This is a genomic window from Pseudomonas capeferrum, from assembly GCF_000731675.1.
Taxonomy (GTDB): Bacteria; Pseudomonadota; Gammaproteobacteria; order Pseudomonadales; family Pseudomonadaceae; genus Aquipseudomonas; species Aquipseudomonas capeferrum.
In genome coordinates, this window is record NZ_JMIT01000001.1 from 1,517,610 (window position 1) to 1,536,216 (window position 18,607).

The following is an 18,607-nucleotide window of genomic DNA, read 5'->3' on the forward strand; positions in this document are numbered from 1 at the left end:
CCTAGTGTGGTGTTTCCGAAACACCACACTAGGGGCAGCGTGCCTCAACGCCACTCGCTGTACGGCTCAAGCGGCGCCACCGGCAGCGCCAGGTTGCCCCGCCACGGCTCGAACAGGTAGCGCAGGTACAGCATGCCATGGCTCGGAGCATAGTCATCGCTGTGCTGCCAATCGAACCCGCCCCCCAGCACCCAGTGGTCGCTCAGGCGGCGCTCGAACAGGCCGCGCAGGCGGTAGCCCAGGCCGCTGCTGTCGCTGGCGTCGTTCATGGCATCGATGTTCGAGCGCACGTCATACTGCGCCAGTACCTTGTGGTTGATGTGCGCGTCCGGGTACAGGCGGCTGCGGCCGCTGTGGGCCTGGGACCAACCGACCGAACCTTCCAGCAGCAACGACCAGTCGTAGTTGCGCCAGGCGTAACTGGCCGGCACGCCCACCGACGTGTAGCGTTGCGGGCTGTAATAGCCGCCCTGCCCCAGGCTGTAGCCACCCAGGTCCTTGTCGTGACGCCAGTGCATCAGCGTCAGGCCAACGCGTACGCGCTCGTCGGCTTTCTCCACCAGGCGGTGGTAGTAGCCGGCCATGGCGCGGGTGCGCTGGTTGTCGGTGACGTTTTCGCCATACAGCCAGTGGTGCCCCAGGCTGGCCCAGACGCCGTTATCGCCCCCTTGGTCCCAGCTCAGGCCAAGCGTGCCGCCATTGGCCGTGACCCCGCCCCAGCGCACGCCGGTTGCCGGGTCACGTGCCCCGGCGAACGACAGCAGCGAGTTGCTCATTGGCCGCCGCGAAGCGGTCAGTGACCAGCCGACCTGGCCCAGGTCGCCGTTGACCGTTGCCCCACCCAGCCAGTTGTTGACTGCGTAGCCCTGGGTGGTGCCCAGGTCGAAGGCCCAGCGGCTGCCCTGCCAACCCAGCGCCAGCACACTGCCGTTGGCTGTCTGCGAGCCGCCCGTACACGCGGGCAGCGATTTTCCGTCAGCCGTCTGGCCAACAAACTGGCAGCTGCCGAAGTCGGGGGTGTAACGCCCCTGATCGTTCTGCTCGAACGAGCCCGCATCCATGCCGATACGCTCTACCCGTGCAAAGGCGGTGCCGTCCTGCCAGGGGGTATCGACATGCAACAAGGTCGACTGGGTGCTCAGCTCGGACGTGCCCGGCGTACCGTCATCCTCGCGCCAGCCATAGTCATGCATCAGGGTCACGTGGGTATTGCGCTGGCGATACAGGGTATCGACGTCGCTGCGCAAGCTGCGCGCCAGCCAGTCATCGGCGCCCTGCTCGCGGCTGGCCAGTGTCAGCGCGCGGTCGTCGCGTGGCGACACGGCGGCGCGGTCGAGCAACTGCGCATCGGCCATGGCCGCCGCATAGAGGTCCAGCGCCCGTTGCGGGTCATCCTGCGCCACCAAGCGGGCGGCGTCGCGCCGCAGCAATGGATCGGGGCGCGTCTGCTGCGCGGCAATCCGGTCGAGCAGCCTGGCCGCTTGCTCGTGTTCGCCCAAGGCGACCCAGACCGCCGCCAAACGCCGTTGGGCGTTGCTGTCATCAGCGGCAAATTGTGGCACCTGCACGCCCAGCATGTGCCGGGCCTGCGCCAGGTTGCCTTCGGCCACGGCGCTTTCCATCACCCCAAGCCGCGCATCAGCACGCCCAGGCTGCACGGCAAGTACACGCTGGTAATAGCCACGCGCTTTGCCAGGTTCACCGCGCGCTGCTGCCCAGTCGCCCAACAGCATCACGTCATCCGGGCTACCTTCACCACGCGCCAGACTGGCTTCCAGCAAAGCTGTTGCCTCGGCACCACGGCCTTGTGCCTGCAGCTGTTGCGCCGAGGCCAGGGTCATGCGCCGTTGAATACGCTGCTGCAGCGCGTGCATGTCCGGGTTCCAGGTTGCCTGCGGTACTGCGCCCAGGCTGTCCAGAGCCAAGGCATCACGGTCGCTGGACTCCAGGAACAGACCGTGGGCATAGCGGGTTGCCGGGTCGAGTGGCTGGTGCTGCACCAGCCTGGCGAATGCTGCGTCGGCCTCGGCGGTGCGCCCCTGGTGACGCAAGCTGTTGGCCAAATGATAGACCAGCCAAGGCTCATCGGGGGCCAAGGCAGTTGCCTGGCCCAGCGCCTGGCTGGCCGCCTGCCAGTCTTCGCGCTGCAGGGCTTCATCACCCTGTTGGCGCAGGCGCGCCAGTTCCAGGCTGCGGCGCAGGCTGGCGAACTGCGCTTGCTGGCGTGGCGGCAGGCTGTCCAGGTATGCCTGCGCCTTGTCTGGCGACTGCGCCTGGTACACACGCATCAGGCCACGCACAGCGCTTTCGTTATCCGGCGCCATGCGCCGCACCTGCAGGAATTGGCGCTCGGCAGCTGCCGCATCGCCCTCTGCCAGCGCGACATCCGCCAGGCCCAGCAAGGCGTATTCATCCTTGGGACGCTGCTGGCGTGCCTGCAGGTAAAGGGCGCGCGCGCCTCGCAGGTCGTTTGCCTGCAATGCCCGCTCAGCTTTGTTGAGCAGCGCCCAGTACTGGCTGGACGACTCCAGGTCTTTCCATTGGCTGATCCAGTAGGTGTCCTGCTCCTTGACGCTGGCCGCCCGGAACGCAGCGTTGGCGTCTTGGTAGCGGCTCTGGCGCATCAGCGCATAACCCAGGGCACCGTACAGGCTGGCATCGTCCGGATATTGGCGCAGCGCCCGGCGCAGTTGTGCTTCAGCTTCGGCGTTACGGCCCTTGTCGAGCAACGCCTTGCCCCGCTGGCCAGCCTGCCAGGATGGGTCGGCCAGCAGTTTGCGCTGCTGTTGCAGGTTATCGCTGGCCTGGGCCAGCAGCGGCGAGGCTGGGTAGCGTTGCAGGAAGGCTTGCCAGGCCGCCGCACTGGCGGTGCTCACCGCCTGCCCGGACAGGTAGTCGAACTCGCGCTGGGCAGCGGCATCGCGTGCGCCAGGGTCTCGCGACAGTTGATCGAGCAGCGCCAGCGCTTCGCGGTCGCGGTTTTCAGCGAACAGCCAACCGGCCAGGGTCTGGCGCAGCCCGGCGCTGCCGGGGTACTGCCGGTCCAGTTGCTGCAACTGGCGGATGGCTTCAGGGCGTTGGCCTGGCAGGTTGCCGCGCACGCGCCAGTAGTCAAGGGCCAGCTCAAGGCTGGGCGGTTCACCCGCAAACAAGCGCTCATACGCCGCCAGCGCTTCTTCATTGCGCCCGGTAACGGCCAACAGGCGTGCCTGCTGCAAGCGCCGCACGGCCTCTGGCTGCTGCAGCGCAAGCAGGCGCGTGGCCTGGCGTGCCTGCAGGCTGCCAGGCGCCAGGGCAGTGATCCGGGCCTGCAACTGCTGGGCCTCGGTGGTGTTCTTGTCACGCAACGCCAGGCTCAGGGCTGCCAGCAGCACGTCCGGGTTGCGCGGCTCCAGCAATTGCAGGCGGCCCAGTGCATCGCGCACCAGATCGTCACGGTGCAATGCCTCGCCCCGACGCACCTGGTCCAGCAGCCATTGGCGCTGTTCAGCGGCATCCTTGGGTTGCGCTACGGCCTGGCACGCCAGCGTCGCCAGCATCACCACACCAATCATTCGCTGCATGGCGCGCTCCAGGCCGGCAACAAGCGGCCATGCGGGTCAAAACGGTAACGGGCTTCATCCCAGCCCTGGCCGAACAGCGCCAGCACCTGGCCGTAATAGGCCTTGGCCTCGACTGGCTGCTCGTGCAGGCGCTGACGCTGGGCGGCAAGGCTGGCAACGTGCGCTGGCGACGCGGCCAGCAAGGGCAGCAATGCTGCAGAGAACCCCGCCGGGCCATGGCCGCTGGTGTTACCGCTGTGCGCATCCGCGCGTTCTGGCGGTAGCCCTTGGTGTGCGGTCACTGCCGCCATCGGGGCATAATGAGCCAGCAGTTCGGCACGTTGCGCCGCGCCCTCGGCCAGCATGCCGACCCACAGGTACACGCGAATGGCGTCGTAGTCGCCGGCGTTGCCATGCTGCGGGTCCGCAGCCAGCTCACCGGCCGGCGTCCACAGCAGCCAGTCCGGGGCGAAGCCCTTTGGCGACGAAGCCAGCCACAGACGCCGCGTATTGGCGGCCAGTTCGCCCCACAGCGGGTCCACCAGGCTGAAGCGGTCCAACACCTGCAGCGGCAGGTAGCTTGGGTTCAAGCGGGTGCCGTTGGCATCCTCGAAGCCGTAGTCACCAGGCAGCAGCATCACCCCCAGGCCCGGCAGCTTGCGCACGGTCTGGGCGGCGATGCGCCATAGCATGTGCTGCCCCAGTTGCGTATAGGCAGGCATCTCCCAAAGCCGCCCCGCCTCCAGCAGGCTGTAGGCAATCCACAGGTCGGCGTCGCTGGCGTTGTTGGCGTCCAGCACCTGCCACTGGTTCTGGCCCTTGCGGCCCCACAACCAGGCTGGCAGGTGCCGCGCCAGGTCGCCCTCGGCGAGGTTATTGCCGGTCCAGCCCAGCACCTGCGCGAACGCCTTCCGGTCATTGCCCACCAGGGCGAAGAACAGCGCATAGCTCTGCCCTTCCGAGGTGGTGATCAGGCGCTCATCGCTCGGGTCGATGACCCGCCCGTCCACGCTCACCAGCTCGGCCTTGAAGCGCTCCCAGGCCGGCCACGGGCAGGCGGGTGCGGCATTGGCGAAAACGGGCAAGCCCAAGGCGACCAGCCCTACCAGCAACGGACGCACCATCACCCGCGCTCGCCCAGGCGACGACGGCCAGCCCAGCGCAATGCCCGCCACAGCAAGAAGGCAAACAGCACCACGCAAAGGGCCGCGATCGCCGCCAGCAACACCGGGTGCTCGGACAAGTGGAACCACAGCAACATCCACCAGGGCAGCGCACCGACAAAGTAGTGCTCGCCGACGAACTGGCTGGTGACGCCACTGCTGCGCACCAGCGTCACCGAACCGGCCACGGCATCGAGTTTGCCCACATCACCCAGCACGTCGCGCAGCAACCTGTAATCGCTGTCGCTGTTGGCCAGCAGGGCGACGACGCTGCGCTGCTCGTGGAACGGCGATTTCAACCCGGTGATGGCCGCGATCGGCGCCTGCGCGCTGACCGCCACACGGCTGCTCGCGGCCACCGGCGCGGTGTCGAAGCGCTGGCTGCCTGGCAACCCTGCGCTACGGCCTTGCAGCAGCCAGTCACGCTGGGCGCTGAGCAGCAGGCCGAGGTTAGGCGCATCGCTCAAGGCCTCGGGCAAGCTGCCAATCAGCAACAAGTCGGCATCGGCGGCCGTTGCCTGCTTCCAGTCATCGACCAGCTTCAGGCCAAGCGCGGGGTAACCGATTTGCCCGGCCAGCCCACCAACCGCATCGAGCAAGGTGCCAACCTGCATCGCCGTGGGCTTTGCCGGCATGATGACCAGGGTTTCGGAAAGGTCGGCCATGCGGCTGAACGGGAAGCCGCTGCGGGCGAAGGCGCGCAGGTCGGGCATGGCGATGTAATGGTGGTAGCCGGACAAGTCGATGGTCGAGTTTTCGTCGATCGCCGCGCGCACATCCACCGGCAGCGACGTCTGGCAATGATCGCGCTGGGCGCTGCCCAGGGTGCTGGCAAAGCTGAAATCGAAACGTAGGCGGTTGCGGTCGCCGATCTTCAAGGCCGGCACCAGCGAGTTTTCGGTCAGTGCGCTGCTGTCACCGGACAACACCGCCAGGCGCACCTGCTCGAGCGTGCCGCCGCGCCGGTCGTTGCCCACCAGCGGCATGCTGGTGATGTACTGGTCATTGACACTGATGCTCAGGCGCGATTCGTCACTCACTGCCGGTGCCGTATAACGGTACAGCGTGCGCAACGGGATGCCCTGGTTGCGCCAGACGAACAAGTCTGGCGGCAAATTCAGTGACAGCGTCACCGGCCGCGGTTGCAGGCCACTGACTTGCAGTTGCTCGGGGTAGTCGAGCAGTTCGGCGAAGCGCACCGGCCGATCGGTGCGCGTCCAGTTTGGCGCGTCGTAGGGCTTGCGCGGCTGCAGCGCGGTCATCTGCTCGACCTGCACTCGGGCACCACGGAACAGGTTGTTGCCAACCGCCAGCGCCGAAGCTGCCTTGATCAGGTCGTCATCGTTGCGCCCCAATACCAACAGCACCTTGCTGAAGCGGTCGTGCGGATGGTCGATCATCTGCAACACCGGGCCGTCGACCAGCGGAAACTGCTGCAGGTCGGCGAGAAATGCCGGGCGGCGTTCATTGCTGGCAAACACGATGCTCGGCTTGGGGGTGTCGGCACTGGCCGGCAGGCGGTTGTACAGCACCGGGAAGGTTGCCTTGCGCCAGCCGGCCTGGCTGCCGAAGTAAGACGCCAGGATAGCGGCCGCACGCTGCTCACCCAAGCTCGGCACGCCACTGAACACCACCGGCAGCTCGACCTTGCCGGTGTCGCGCGCGTCAAAGAACGGCAGCGGGAAGTACGCCAGGTCGTTGTCCAGCGCCAGTGCCTGCTCGTGCAACTGCACCTGGCTCTTGCGGTTCAGGTTCAGCCACAGGCCGCTGTGCGCCGGGTCTTCGCAGATGTCGGTGTAATGCCCGACAAACTCCAGGCGGACCCGGTTGAAGTCGCTGAGCAGCTTCGGGTCCAGGGGCAGTTGGCGGCGCACGCGCTGGCCAAGTTGCTCCTTCTCAACCGGCACTACCCCCATCAACTCGTCATTGAGGTAGACGCGCAGGTGTGACAGGTTCGGCAACAGCGCGGGCGAAGGCGTGTAGTCCAGCTGCAAGGTGGCGTCGGTGGCGAGGCGGTCGCGACGCAGGCCGAACTCGATGTGTTCGCTATTGCGCACCCCCAGCAGCAGGCTGTCGGACGCATGCCCGAGCTGCTCGAAGGTTTTCGTAACCGGCCAGCTCGGCACCTTGGGTACGACGGGCTCGGCAAGCGGGGCTTCGGAGGCGGCAGCGGCGCTCTGCGACAAGGCGGCAAACAGCGCCATCGCCAGGCCCCAGGTACGCGCGGGATAACCAGTCATCATGCGTCTCGATCAACAGGGTTCATGAAAGGGATAGGCCGCGGCGTGCGGGGCCTGTAGCTGGCCAGCCAATGCACCAGCGCGCGCAGCGGGCGCAACCACGTCCGCAGCCACGGCGGCATGTGCTCGACCAGGCGCAGGTAACCGACAGCGCCCAGCTTCAGCACCTCGACCAGGCTGCGCAGCGGGCGATCGGCCTCGTGTTGCTGGTGCCAGCCAAGCCAGGCATCGGCACGGGCAAAGGTGCAGTGAACCAGGTCGATGCGCTGTTGCTGGCTCAGGTCGTGGAACACCAGGCCCACGTGTTGCCCGACGGTACGGGTGACGCTGGCCTGGAAGGCAAACTCGCGCTGGCCACGGTTGAGCAGCAGGCGTACCTGCGCCCCGGGTTTGAGCGCAAGGCCTTGGTGCAACTGCAGGCCGACGCCGACATCGGAGTAATCGACCAGGGTGCAGGGGTAGGCGTGACCGCTGGCCAGCACCAGCCCCGCCGGCAAGTGCATCTGCACCCGGTGGGCGCGGCGTACCTGGCGCACCTCGGCGGCCACGGCAACGGCGGCGCCGATGATCAGCAGGTTGTAGACCACCCACAGCGAGCTGACGATCACCGTGCCGACTTCCGCCGTGGGGCCGGTGAACAGCCGCCACACGGCAAAGCCCAGGCCGGCCACGTTGAGTGCCGCAAGCCACAGGTAAGGCTGGGCGATGCGCCAGTCGAACTGCCCCTGCTCCATCAGGCCGCCCTTGGCGGTGACGTTGAAGGTGCCCTTCTTCGGCGCGAACAGCGCGACCGTGGTGGGGCGGGCGATGTACCAGGCGAGCACGGTCTCGTAGACCTCGCCCCAGAACGTTTGCCGGTACTTGCCCTGCATGCGCGAGTTGGTCAGGCTGGCGTGGATCATGTGCGGCAACACGTACAGCAGGATCATCAAGGCAGGGGCATAGATGATGTAGGCATGCAGCAACAGGAACGCCAGCGGCGCAGTCAGAAACACCAGCCGCGGCAGGCCGGCCAAGAAGTGCAGCATGGCGTTGGCGTAACACACCCGCTGGAACAGGCTCAGCCCGCGGCCGAAAATCGGGTTGTCGGTACGAAAGATTTGCACCATGCCACGCGCCCAGCGAATACGCTGGCCGATGTGCGCCGACAGGCTCTCGGTGGCCAGGCCCGCCGCCTGGGGGATGCTCAGGTAGGCCGAAGACCAGCCCTGGCGGTGCATGCGCAAGGCGGTGTGGGCATCTTCGGTCACGGTCTCCACGGCAAAGCCGCCAATGCTTTGCAGCGCCGTACGCCGCAGTACCGCGCATGAACCGCAGAAGAATGCCGCATTCCACATGTCGTTACCGTCCTGGATCAGGCCATAGAACAGCTCTCCTTCATTGGGCCGGCGGCGGAACGAGCCCAGGTTGCGTTCGAACGGGTCTGGCGAGAAGAAGTGGTGCGGCGTCTGCACCAGCGCAAGCTTCGGGTCCTTGAGGAACCAGCCCACCGTCATCTGCAGGAATGAGCGCACCGGCACGTGGTCGCAGTCGAAGATGGCGATCAGCTCGCTGTCGGTCACACCCAGCGCGTGGTTGAGGTTGCCGGCCTTGGCATGCTTGTTGTCCGGGCGCACGATGTAGCCCACGCCGACCTCGTCGGCGAAGGCGCGGAACGCATCGCGTCGGCCATCGTCGAGAATGTAGATGCGCAAGCACTCGCGTGGCCAGTCAAGGCCCAGGGCGGCCAGCACTGTGGTGCGCACCACCGCCAAGTCTTCGTTGTAGGTGGGGATCATCAGGTCGACCGTCGGCCAGTGCCCGGGGTTGGCCGGCAGGTTCGCTGGCTTGCGCTGCAGCGGCCAGCAGGTCTGGATGTAGCCCAGAATCAGTACGCACCACGAGTAGGTCTCGGCAGCCAGCAGGATCACCCCGCACACCAGGTCCGTGGTGTCGTTCCAGTTCAGTGTCGAGGTATAACGCCACCACAGGTAGCGGCAAGAGATGATGGTCGACAGCACGATCAACATCAGGGTCGGAAAGCGGCCCGGCATGTGCCGCACCAGCATGGCGATACCCAGAAGCAGGCAGATGAACATCAACTGTGCCAGGTAGCCGAACGGCTCGGTCACGCACAGCAAGGCCAGGCCAAAGGCGCAGAGCGTCAGCACACCATAGAAGGCCCAGCGGGCGAATACGCTCAAGCCACGCAGGCGTGCCGAAGCTGCCTGCTTGAAGGCACTGGCCCGATAGCGCGCGGGCAACTGTTGCAGCCGGTCGATCAACCGGCCACGGTAGTGCTGCACCCTCTGACGCGTGGTGTGCCAGTGGCCGCGCACGGCACGCCAGGCCTTGCTGGCCGGCCCTGGTTGGCGTGGCAGCGGTTGGCGCCGTAGCAGCAGCCACAGGCTCTGGATCAACACCCGCACGGGGTCGCCCAGGCTCGGGCGCTTGCCCGCCAACTGCGGGTACAGGCGCTGACGCTCGGCCAACAGGGCCTGCCAGGCGGGCGACTCCAGGCGCAAGAACAGCACAGCCAGCGCCACACCCAAGGTAAACAGCCAGGCGACCGGCCGCTGCGCGCCGCGTGTGGTGAACCAGGCGTAAGCCGACAGAGGGTTCAGGGTCACGACTGCCGCCTCGTCAGGCAGCGCACTGCCAGGCTCTGCACATCCCGACAGGCCAGGCTCTGCGGCGCGTAATGGCCCAGCGGGGCCTTGCACGCCAAGGCCTCGAGAAAGGCCTCGTCGCGGTGCACCACCTGCAGGGGCAAGCGATCACGGAACAGGTCGCGCCACACCATCAGAAGGTCGCTCTGCAAGCGGCTGGCCGGGTCGTAACGGTTGATCAGCAGCAGGTCGTAGCGCTCGATGGGGCGGCGCCCGAGCAGCAGATGGCTGGCCATTTCGGCCTCGGCCACCAGCACCTGCACATCGGTCTCGACGCAGTGGCCCGCAGTCGCGGCCGGTAACTGCGGCACGTCGAACAGCAACCAGTCGAAGTGTTCGGCCAGTTCAACCTGGCGAGCGGCCCAGGTTGCAGCGTCGGCCGCCGGGTGCAGCGCATCGCCAGGTGCATTGCCGAACGGCATCAGGCACAGCCCATCGAGCACCTCGTATACAGCGTCGGTGTACGGCCGCCCTTCCCGCTCGGCAAGCGCCCAGCCCTCGCGCGCCTCCAGCGGCAGGTTGAAATGCAGCCCCAGCAGGTTGTCCGGGCACAGGTCGATCAACAGCACCCGCTCACCCACGCCCTGCAGCGCATAGCCCAGCGCGGCCAGCAAGGCACTGCGCCCCAGGCCACCGCGCACGCCGTGCAACGCCAGGCTGGTCATGGCAACACCGCCTCGCGCTTCGGTGCAGGCATGAGCAGCCCATCCTGGGCACTGGACCGGCAGCTTTCACCCAGCAACGGCCAGCGCTGCAAGGCCTGCTGAACCCCCACCAGCATGGAAATATCCTGATAGTTCAGGTCCGGCATATCCAGGTGCTGGCGCAGTTGGGCAATGTCGTCACTACGGTCGGCAGGGTCAGCGTTGCCAGGCTTCATCGGCTCTCCTCGGGGATAGGCTGCCAGTCAGGCTGGCCTTGCAGGCGCATGTAGGCGCGCCCCTGGTAGTTCAAGACCTGCGCACCGGAGGTTTCCGCGACCTGTTCGGTGGTCGGCAGGTCGTTCAGCAGGCTGGGCACGTCCAATGCCTGCTGCTGGCCAAGGCCGGCGTACACCCGCGATATCAGCTCGGACAACGCCAGGTAACTGGTGGGCGCCGAGACCCGCAGCGGCTCGCTGCGCGCAGGCTGCCCCATGCCGATGAACTTGAGGCCAACCGGCACATGGGTAATCGACGGCGTGGGGATTTCGCGCATGCCCGACAGCTGCATGCGGTCGCCATGCAGCGCGGCGCCATGTTCTGGGACGATGGCCACGACCACGCGGCGGCCACTGCGCTCCAGTTCGTCGAGGAAGGTGCCCAGCTCGCCGAACAGGCGGTTGGCGCGAGTGGCGTAGTCGGCCACACGGGTGCCGCCGTCGGCGGTGACGATGCGGTTGCCGTCATGCAGGCTGATGCTGTTGTAGAACAGCGACACATGCTCGGCCGGCGTGCCTTTACGCTGGCCCCACCAGCGCCGCAACACGTCCAGGTCGCTGGCAATCGGCGAGCCATCGAAGCCGACCAGTGCCCGCGGGAAATCGGTGTTGCGCAGGCCAGGTTGCGGCATGTGCTGCTGGGTGATATCGCCGATGAAGTTGTCGAAGCGCCCGCTGTGGTTGAGCAAGGTATTGCTCTGGAAGCCAAGCCTGGCCAGGTTCTGGAACAACAGGCACTGCTCCGGGGCGCTCTGGTACAGGCCCGCGTGGGACGACTGCCCACAGCTGGCACGCAGTACGCGGATGGCGGCCGGCCCGCTGTAGGACGTGGCCGAGTTGAACTGATCGAAGACCACGTCCAGGCGCGAGAGCAGCGGGTTGTCACGCAGCCCCACGGCCGACAGGTCATCCCAGGCCAGCGAGCAGATGTTGATCACCAGCAGGTCGAACGGCTGCTCCTCGGCATTCATGGCAGGGAACGCCGTTACTCGTTCACGCTCACTGGCGAAGAACTGCTCAAGCCAGCCGTGGAGCGTGGCGTTGTCGGCCACCGCCGTGGCCTGCGCCTGCGCAGCGGGGCTGGTAGTCACCGTGCCGGGCGCCTGGCCCGCAGTGAACCCCAGTGACGGCAGCCCGCCGACGGCCAGCCAGCCCAGCCCTAACAGGCTCAGGGTACTCAGGCGCAGCCAATGGCGCAGGTACAGATACCCCACCAACAGCAGTGCCAGCGCGCCCATCAGGTTCCAGTTGATGAAACGGCCCAGCAGTTCGAGCAGGTAGTTCCACGAAAAATCGAGTACCCCCGGCTGCGCCAGCAGGCGACTGAACGGCGGCAACCAGGTGTCCTGGTAGAACAACGCGATGCCAATCGGCAGCGCCGCTAGCTGGCGCGCAATGCGCAACCACTTGCCCGGCAACGGGATCAGCAGAAACGCTGCGAACAAGAGGTTCGGCAGCGCCTGGAAGTCGAGCATGCCCAGAGCGACCAGCAGGAACTTGGCCAGAAAATAGAGGTTCCACGCTCCCAGACCAGGCCATCGGGCCAGAACCGGGAGCGTGACGGTGGTATTAGTCATTACGGGGTTCCTGGCGTGCAGCGCGGTGGCGTACGCCCAGCGGTTTCAGGTAACGGGGGGAAAGGCGGCGGTGCAACCAGCCGCGCAACACTGCGCGCAGGCCCACCACCAGCAAGGCCAGGCCCAAGGTGACCAACGCAGTGAGGGCGATCACTTGCAGCAATTGCGTGAAGTTCATACTGCGCCCCGCTTGCCCAAGGCGACCCGGCGCGGCGCCAGTGCCGGCCGCGCTTGCGTGGGTAACTGCGCCGCTGCATCGACCCGCGGCGGCTGCGGCGAGCGGTTATCGAGGAAGGCCGGGGCGGCCAGGCTGTCGACGCCGGCAAGCACTTCCTGGCTGATGAACAGCTCTTTCCATGACAACTGGAAGATGTGATCAAGTGCCTGTTCGACGCCTTCGGAACGGCAGGCAAACAGGAACAGAAACAACACCTCCCCGACCACACAAGCGATGTCGCCGTCGCGGCGGAACACCGTACGCGAGCATGCCTGCAGGGGAGTCAGGCCTGGGGCCGGGCGCAGCACCAGCAACTGGTGGACGATTTCGCCGTTACGCACACCGTGCCACATGTTCTGCACTGCTTCGGCGAACGCATCAGGCGCTACCAAGCCGCAGATCGCGAGTGGCCGCAAACGCGTGAGCAAGGCATCGAAGTCGGTTGGCAGGTGTCGGCGCCAGACATAACCCTGGATGCTTTCCACCATGGTCAGGAAGCGTGACAGGCTGGCGCCAAACGGCACGATCTGGGTGGCGCCGCAGGCCAGCAGCAGTTGTTCATCCTGGTAGCGCAAGGTGGGCGCCATTTCGCGCACTACCAGCTTCAAGGCATTGCCACGCAACTGGCGCAAGCGGTGCAGCTGGCGCGCCAGGCTGTCCAGGCGCTGCCCGCCATCCATGGCGAAAATGACCGTGGCGGACACCGCTCGGCTGGCGCGGTCAGCCAGTTCGTCGAGGCTTTCGCAGACCTGCCAGTGCTCGGAGAAAGCAGGCGCCCCTTCAAGGACCGGCCGCTGGGCCAGGCACAACAGCTCATCGCCACCGGTATCGGTGGGCGCCTGCGGCGTACCGGCAACGGCAAACCCCGCGTCAAGGCGCACCAGCTCCATGTCCCGGGTGCCCGCCTTGCCAAGCGGGTTGCTCCAGAAGTGCTGCAGGTAACGGACCCCGCCTTTGCCGCGATACACCTGGGCCAGGCCGTCGACGCCCTGGTTGAACACGCGCAGGCGCTCCACCAAGCCGGCACTCTGGCCACCGCTGATGACCAGCAGCAGCGCCGCCTCGGCCAACAACAGCGGGCGCAGCGCCTCGCACCAGCGCTCGACCTTGCCGTCTGCCCAGGCACCGGCAGGCGCCAGCACGACAAGCACACGGCCAGGAACATCGAGACGGGGCAGATCATCGACCAGGTGCAGGGTGGCGTGAGGGTTGGCTTCATACAGCGCCAGCTCGCCCGGGCCCTTTGCGGCATCCAGTGCACTCAGCACATCACCCATGCCTTGCGCATCGGCGATCAGGGCTGCCCGCGTTGGTTCGGGCAACCCCTCCACCACCTGGCGGCAGAGCAAGGTGGCGTCTTCTGCGGTGTCACAGGCCAATCAATACAGTCCTTGTAGATGAAGCTGGCTGCTTTCGGCGCCTAAGCCGGAGATTGCCAACAACGGCATTCCATTCGTCAAAACACTGGCTCTGAATTAAGAATTGAAACGGATTTCGGGAGGAATATCGCATGCGCGCTAGGGTGGCATTTTGATCTTCGTCAAAAAAATAGCAAATTAACATGCGATTTAGCTTAACCGTCAATCTTACAGCACGGAGGCAAAATGCTGGCGCACTCAAATGTAATTAATTGCAAGGAGATGTTCGGATAGGCCTGTGAGGCGTATGGGGAAGGGGGGCCTGGCTTGGTTTCGGTGCACAACCCGATTCCTGTCTAAGCTTCTGCCAGCATTTCCAGCAGTTGAGGCTTACGACGTACTCATGGGCAACATTCTGTCATCACATATCGGCCTGCGTGGCCTGATTTTGAGCTTTGTTCTACTTGCCGTGCTGGGCACCCTGTGCAATGGCCTGATCACGGCCTACGGCGTGCAACGCGATGCTTTGGTCCACTCGGCGCTAGAAGCCAACCGTGCCTATGCCTTCAAGGTGGCCTCCAGCATCGATGGGTTCCTGTACTCGGTCAATGAACGCCTGAAATACAGCAGCCAGCGCCTGGGCCGCGACATTGCCAACCCAGCCTTGCTAGAGGAGGAAGCACTTCGCTTGCAGGCCCAGGACTCGGAACTGAACAGCGTGCTGATCACCGACCCTGCAGGCAAGATCCTGCAGGCATACCCGCCCGGGGTGCAGATCGGTTCGACGGTGGCTTCTACTGAGTTGCACGCAGCACTCAAACAACGGCAGCCCTTGGTCAGCCAGGCATTCACCGCGGCCAACGGCAAGCTCATCGTCTTCGTGTCGCAGCCGATCTTCAACCCGGCCGGCCAGTTTCTCGGGCTGGTGGGCGGTTCGGTGTACCTGCAGCAGCGTGGCGTGATGCATTCGCTGATTGGCGAACATCACCTCGATGGCACCTTCGCCTTCGTCGCCGACGGCAACCGCCGCTTGCTTTACCACCGCGACCAACAGCGCATCGGTGAAGTGCTCGGCTGGAGCGAGACGGTGGACATCGCCCTGCACGGTGAAAACGGCACCCTGGAGACCGTCAACTACCGGGGGGTACCGATGCTCGCCGGGTTTGCCCATGTGCAAGGCTCCAACTGGGCTGTGGTGGTGCAACAACCGCGGGCACAGGCACTGGCGCCATTGGCCAAGCTGATGCGCGACATGCTGATCAAGATCATCCCGGCCGGGGTGGTCGGTTTAGCTCTGATACTGCTCGGCGTGATGCTGATCACCCGCCCGTTACGTGCGCTGGCCGGCCATGCCATCGACCTTTCGGCGCCCAATGCAACGGCAGAACTGTCCGCGATCAAGGCCTGGTACGCAGAGGCTGCGGCGATCCGCCAGGCACTGGTGATGCAGGCGCAACACCTGCAACAGAAGATCGGCACCTTGAACGCCGCCGCCGAAACCGACCTCTTGACCGGCCTGGGCAACCGGCGCGCGATGAAGGCAGCACTTGAGGCCCTGGATGCATCGCAGCAGGCTTATGCGGTACTGGCGTTGGATATCGACCACTTCAAGCGGGTAAACGACACCTTCGGCCATGATGTCGGCGACCTGGCCCTGCAGCAGGTGGCGCAGGTGATCCGTGACTGTACCCGTGCAGGGGACCTGCCCTGCAGGGCCGGCGGCGAAGAGTTCTGCCTGCTGCTGCCGAACACCGGGCCGAGTACTGCGAAAGAGGTCGCCGAGCGTATTCGCTCGACGCTGAGCGCCACGCCCATGAAGCAGGTCGGCACACTGACGCTATCTATCGGTGTGGCTTACCGCAGTACAGAGACCCCCACCGCCGCAGCCATCCTCAAGCGTGCCGACGAGCGCCTGTACCTGGCCAAGGAAAATGGGCGTAACCGTGTGGTAGCTGAAGATCGCGTGCCTTCCTAGGTTTTGTACGAAAGTATGGTCATCCATCGTTGTAGGAGCGGGCTTGCCCCGCGAAGCAGGCACCGCGAACGATGGCACGGGCTTCGCCCGTGTTCGCGGGACAAGCCCGCTCCCACGGGGGTCATGCCTGTTTTAGAGTTTTGAGCAAGGCAGTTGCTCTCACAAAACTTTTTGTACAGAGCCCCTGCCGCTAGAGGGTCAGAAATCCAGGGCGCCGCTGAGCAAGGCGTTGAGTTTGCCCGCGACGTCGGCGCCTTGCTCGTCCAGCAGGCACAACGCAATGCCTTGCAACGCCGCCTGAGAGCCCGCTAGGCCTGCGCCTATCAGCGCCAGCGGGCAGGCAATCTCCATCTGCAACGCGCGCAGGCGCCTGGCCAACACGGGGCCAACCGGTGCCTGCAGCGCAATCACCAGTGCCGCCGGCTGCATCGCCGCACACAACAGGGGCAGCTCTTCCAGCGGTTGCCCGCAGCCGAGCACCTCGATGCGTTGTTGCTCGCCGCTCAACAGCAGCCCGGCACACAACACTTGCAGTTCGGCTTGCCCTTCGGTGCCCGCCAGCAGTACGCGCGGCGCATCGGGCTGGTTCATCTGCAGGCGCAGCAGCAAGCGGGCGCGCAGGAACGTATCGAGAAACAGCCATTGGCTACGCTGGCCGAACGCACTGCCTGAAGCCAGCTCATGCCACACCGGCATCAGCACTTCACGCAGTACAGTGGCCTTGGGCATGAGTGTGAACAACTGGCCATGGATCCCTTCCAGCGCCTGCGCATCGAATGCCTGGGTTGCGCGCACTACGGCGGCGCGCCAATCGTCAAAGGCCGAATGCGGCTGCACAGACGCCTCAGGCTGGCCTACGAGCATGTCACCGACCTTGCTGATGGGCAGGCCTTTGGAGGTCCAGCGCAAGATGTCACGTATACGCTGCACATCCCGGGCCGTGTACAGGCGATGGCCGCCCTCGGTGCGCTGCGGGCGGATCAGCCCGTGGCGCCGCTCCCAGGCACGCAAGGTCACCGGATTGATGCCAGTCAGGCTGACCACGTCGCGCATGGGTAGCAAATCGGGTGGGGTGGCGTCTGTCATGGCGAGTGGGCTTCCGGGGGGTGCCCTATTCTAAACCCATCTGCACCTTCTGCGGCGAGCAACCTTGGTTCATCATACAGCACACGGCGCCGAAGCCTTCTGCACAGAGGCTACGCTGCGCATATCGCATACGAGATTTCTGTGGGTGGGCCCTATGATCAACGCAAAACTCCTGCAACTGATGGTCGAGCATTCCAACGATGGCGTCGTCGTCGCCGAGCAGGAGGGCAATGACAGCATCCTTATCTACGTCAACCCGGCCTTCGAGCGCCTGACCGGCTACAGCGCCGACGACATCCTCTACCAGGACTGCCGCTTTCTTCAGGGCGAGGATCATGACCAGGTGGCCATCGCCACCATCCGCGAGGCAATCCGCGAAGGTCGCCCCTGCTGCCAGGTACTGCGCAACTACCGCAAGGACGGCAGCCTGTTCTGGAACGAGTTGTCCATCACGCCCGTGCACAACGAAGCGGACAAACTGACGTACTACATCGGCATCCAGCGCGATGTCACAGCGCAGGTATTCGCCGAGGAGAAGGTTCGCGAGCTGGAGGCGGAAGTGGCTGAATTGCGCCGGCAACTGGGCCAGGCCAAGGGCTGACCCAAAAAAACTATACACGATCGTTAATTTGTATAGATTAAGACTTAGGCTTCAGCTATACCTGTACAACAAAGCATCGTTGTACAGGATTGACTGGAGCCCAGCATGTCAGCGTACCTAAAGCAATTCGCCGAGCGCTTCGCCAGCCTCGATGGGGGCAACCTCGACACGCTGGCAAAACTGTACAGCGAAGAGGTCACCTTTCGCGATCCCCTGCATCAGATACAGGGGCTGCCGGCCCTGCGGGCCTACTTCGAGCAGCTGTACGCCAACGCCCACGATATCCGCTACGCCTTCACCAGCGCCGACGAGGTGAGGCCCGGGCAGGGTTACCTGCGCTGGACCCTGCAGTTTTGCCACCCACGCCTGGCCCGCGGCCAGCAGATCACCTTGCAAGGCTGCAGCTGCTTGCATTGGCGCGACCGCGTGCATTTTCACCAGGACTATTTCGACGCCGGCGCCCTGCTGTATGAACACCTTCCGGTCATGGGCAGTGCTATCCGCTGGCTCAAAGGCAGGCTGGCATGAGCCGCTGCTGGCTGACCGGCGCAAGCAGCGGTATCGGTGCCGCACTCGCGCATATACTGCTGGAGCAAGGCCACCAGGTTGCCCTGGGGGGGCGCCACGCGGAGCGCCTTGCCCCCTTGGCTGAACGGTTCCCCGGGCAGGTATTGCTGGCCATTGGCGATATTGACGACCCGCAGCAGGTGGCCGTTATCGCTGCCCGCATCGAGCAGGCCTGGGGCGGGCTGGACATGGCCATTCTCAATGCAGGCACCTGCGAATACCTGGAGCCGGGCCATTTTGATCCGGCCGTGGTCGAACGTGTGCTGCGCACCAACGTGCTGGGTGCCAGCTACTGCCTGGCGGCGGCACTGCCCTTGCTTCGCGCCGGCCAACGTCCCCACCTGGTGGTGATGGGCAGTTCGGTGAGCTGGCTGGCCTTGCCTCGCGCTGGCGCCTACGGCGCGTCCAAGGCTGCGGTGCGTTACCTGGTGGAGTCACTGCGCATCGACCTGGCACACGAGGGCATCGCGGTCACCCTGGTCAGCCCCGGCTTCGTCGACACGCCATTGACCCGGCGCAACGATTTCCCCATGCCGCAGCTGTGGCCCGCGCACCGCGCAGCCCAGCATATCGCCAGGCGTCTGCAGCGCCGCCCGCTGGAAATCAATTTCCCCGGCTTTTTTACCTGGGCGTTGCGCCTGCTCGGGGCACTGCCCGCGCGCCTGCGCCTGGCACTGGGCCAACGCCTTGCCCGTCATGAACAGGAATGATGAT

General features: G+C 65.3%; 14 protein-coding genes. 4 read left to right on the forward strand and 10 right to left on the reverse strand.

Features of this window, described 5'->3' with window-relative positions; translation table 11 throughout:
- Positions 1-44: 44 nt before the first annotated feature.
- From bcsC to PC358_RS06910, 9 genes are read right to left on the reverse strand one after another with little or no spacing between them, the layout of a single operon-like run.
- Entirely contained in the window at positions 45-3,563 is a 3,519-nt protein-coding gene (gene bcsC / locus PC358_RS06870) for a cellulose synthase complex outer membrane protein BcsC (RefSeq protein WP_033698428.1), read from the reverse strand.
- Positions 3,551-4,666, reverse strand: coding sequence for a cellulose synthase complex periplasmic endoglucanase BcsZ (bcsZ, locus tag PC358_RS06875; protein WP_033698430.1), 1,116 nt, complete (start codon positions 4,664-4,666; stop codon positions 3,551-3,553). The genes bcsC and bcsZ overlap by 13 nt, the downstream gene beginning before the upstream one ends.
- The gene (gene bcsB / locus PC358_RS06880) at positions 4,666-6,948 is read right to left on the reverse strand and encodes a cellulose biosynthesis cyclic di-GMP-binding regulatory protein BcsB (protein WP_081874721.1); all 2,283 of its coding nucleotides are present in this window, start codon (positions 6,946-6,948) and stop codon (positions 4,666-4,668) included. Before bcsB ends, bcsZ begins: the two co-directional genes overlap by 1 nt.
- Complete coding sequence (gene bcsA, locus PC358_RS06885; protein WP_033698433.1) at positions 6,945-9,554, reverse strand: UDP-forming cellulose synthase catalytic subunit; 2,610 nt, start codon at positions 9,552-9,554, stop codon at positions 6,945-6,947. Before bcsA ends, bcsB begins: the two co-directional genes overlap by 4 nt.
- A complete protein-coding gene (gene bcsQ, locus PC358_RS06890; RefSeq protein ID WP_033698435.1) occupies positions 9,551-10,258 on the reverse strand; it encodes a cellulose biosynthesis protein BcsQ in 708 nt (235 codons plus the stop codon). Before bcsQ ends, bcsA begins: the two co-directional genes overlap by 4 nt.
- Positions 10,255-10,473 (reverse strand): cellulose biosynthesis protein BcsR, encoded by a 219-nt coding sequence (gene bcsR, locus PC358_RS06895; protein WP_033698437.1) that lies wholly within the window; start codon positions 10,471-10,473, stop codon positions 10,255-10,257. Before bcsR ends, bcsQ begins: the two co-directional genes overlap by 4 nt.
- The gene (bcsG, locus tag PC358_RS06900; protein ID WP_033698439.1) at positions 10,470-12,089 is read right to left on the reverse strand and encodes a cellulose biosynthesis protein BcsG; all 1,620 of its coding nucleotides are present in this window, start codon (positions 12,087-12,089) and stop codon (positions 10,470-10,472) included. The genes bcsR and bcsG overlap by 4 nt, the downstream gene beginning before the upstream one ends.
- A complete protein-coding gene (gene bcsF, locus PC358_RS06905) occupies positions 12,082-12,267 on the reverse strand; it encodes a cellulose biosynthesis protein BcsF (RefSeq protein ID WP_033698441.1) in 186 nt (61 codons plus the stop codon). Before bcsF ends, bcsG begins: the two co-directional genes overlap by 8 nt.
- Complete coding sequence (locus PC358_RS06910; RefSeq protein WP_241381002.1) at positions 12,264-13,685, reverse strand: BcsE family c-di-GMP-binding protein; 1,422 nt, start codon at positions 13,683-13,685, stop codon at positions 12,264-12,266. Before PC358_RS06910 ends, bcsF begins: the two co-directional genes overlap by 4 nt.
- Positions 13,686-14,067: 382 nt before the next feature.
- Here PC358_RS06910 and PC358_RS06915 point away from each other — a divergent pair, with 382 nt between their 5' ends.
- Positions 14,068-15,639, forward strand: a complete 1,572-nt coding sequence (locus PC358_RS06915) for a sensor domain-containing diguanylate cyclase (RefSeq protein ID WP_033698442.1) — start codon at positions 14,068-14,070, stop codon at positions 15,637-15,639.
- A 198-nt stretch (positions 15,640-15,837) separates the two neighbouring features.
- Here the strand turns inward: PC358_RS06915 and PC358_RS06920 are convergent, their stop codons facing one another.
- A complete protein-coding gene (locus PC358_RS06920; RefSeq protein ID WP_033698443.1) occupies positions 15,838-16,725 on the reverse strand; it encodes a MerR family transcriptional regulator in 888 nt (295 codons plus the stop codon).
- Positions 16,726-16,879: 154 nt separating this feature from the next.
- On the opposite strand from PC358_RS06920, the gene PC358_RS06925 reads away from it, so the two are divergent.
- The 3 genes from PC358_RS06925 (at position 16,880) to PC358_RS06935 (ending at position 18,603) form a co-directional block, all read left to right on the forward strand.
- The gene (locus PC358_RS06925; RefSeq protein WP_033698446.1) at positions 16,880-17,326 is read left to right on the forward strand and encodes a PAS domain S-box protein; all 447 of its coding nucleotides are present in this window, start codon (positions 16,880-16,882) and stop codon (positions 17,324-17,326) included.
- Between the two features lie 105 nt (positions 17,327-17,431).
- Positions 17,432-17,854, forward strand: a complete 423-nt coding sequence (locus tag PC358_RS06930; RefSeq protein ID WP_033698449.1) for a nuclear transport factor 2 family protein — start codon at positions 17,432-17,434, stop codon at positions 17,852-17,854.
- Complete coding sequence (locus tag PC358_RS06935; protein WP_033698450.1) at positions 17,851-18,603, forward strand: SDR family NAD(P)-dependent oxidoreductase; 753 nt, start codon at positions 17,851-17,853, stop codon at positions 18,601-18,603. Before PC358_RS06930 ends, PC358_RS06935 begins: the two co-directional genes overlap by 4 nt.
- The last annotated feature ends 4 nt before the right edge of the window (positions 18,604-18,607 follow it).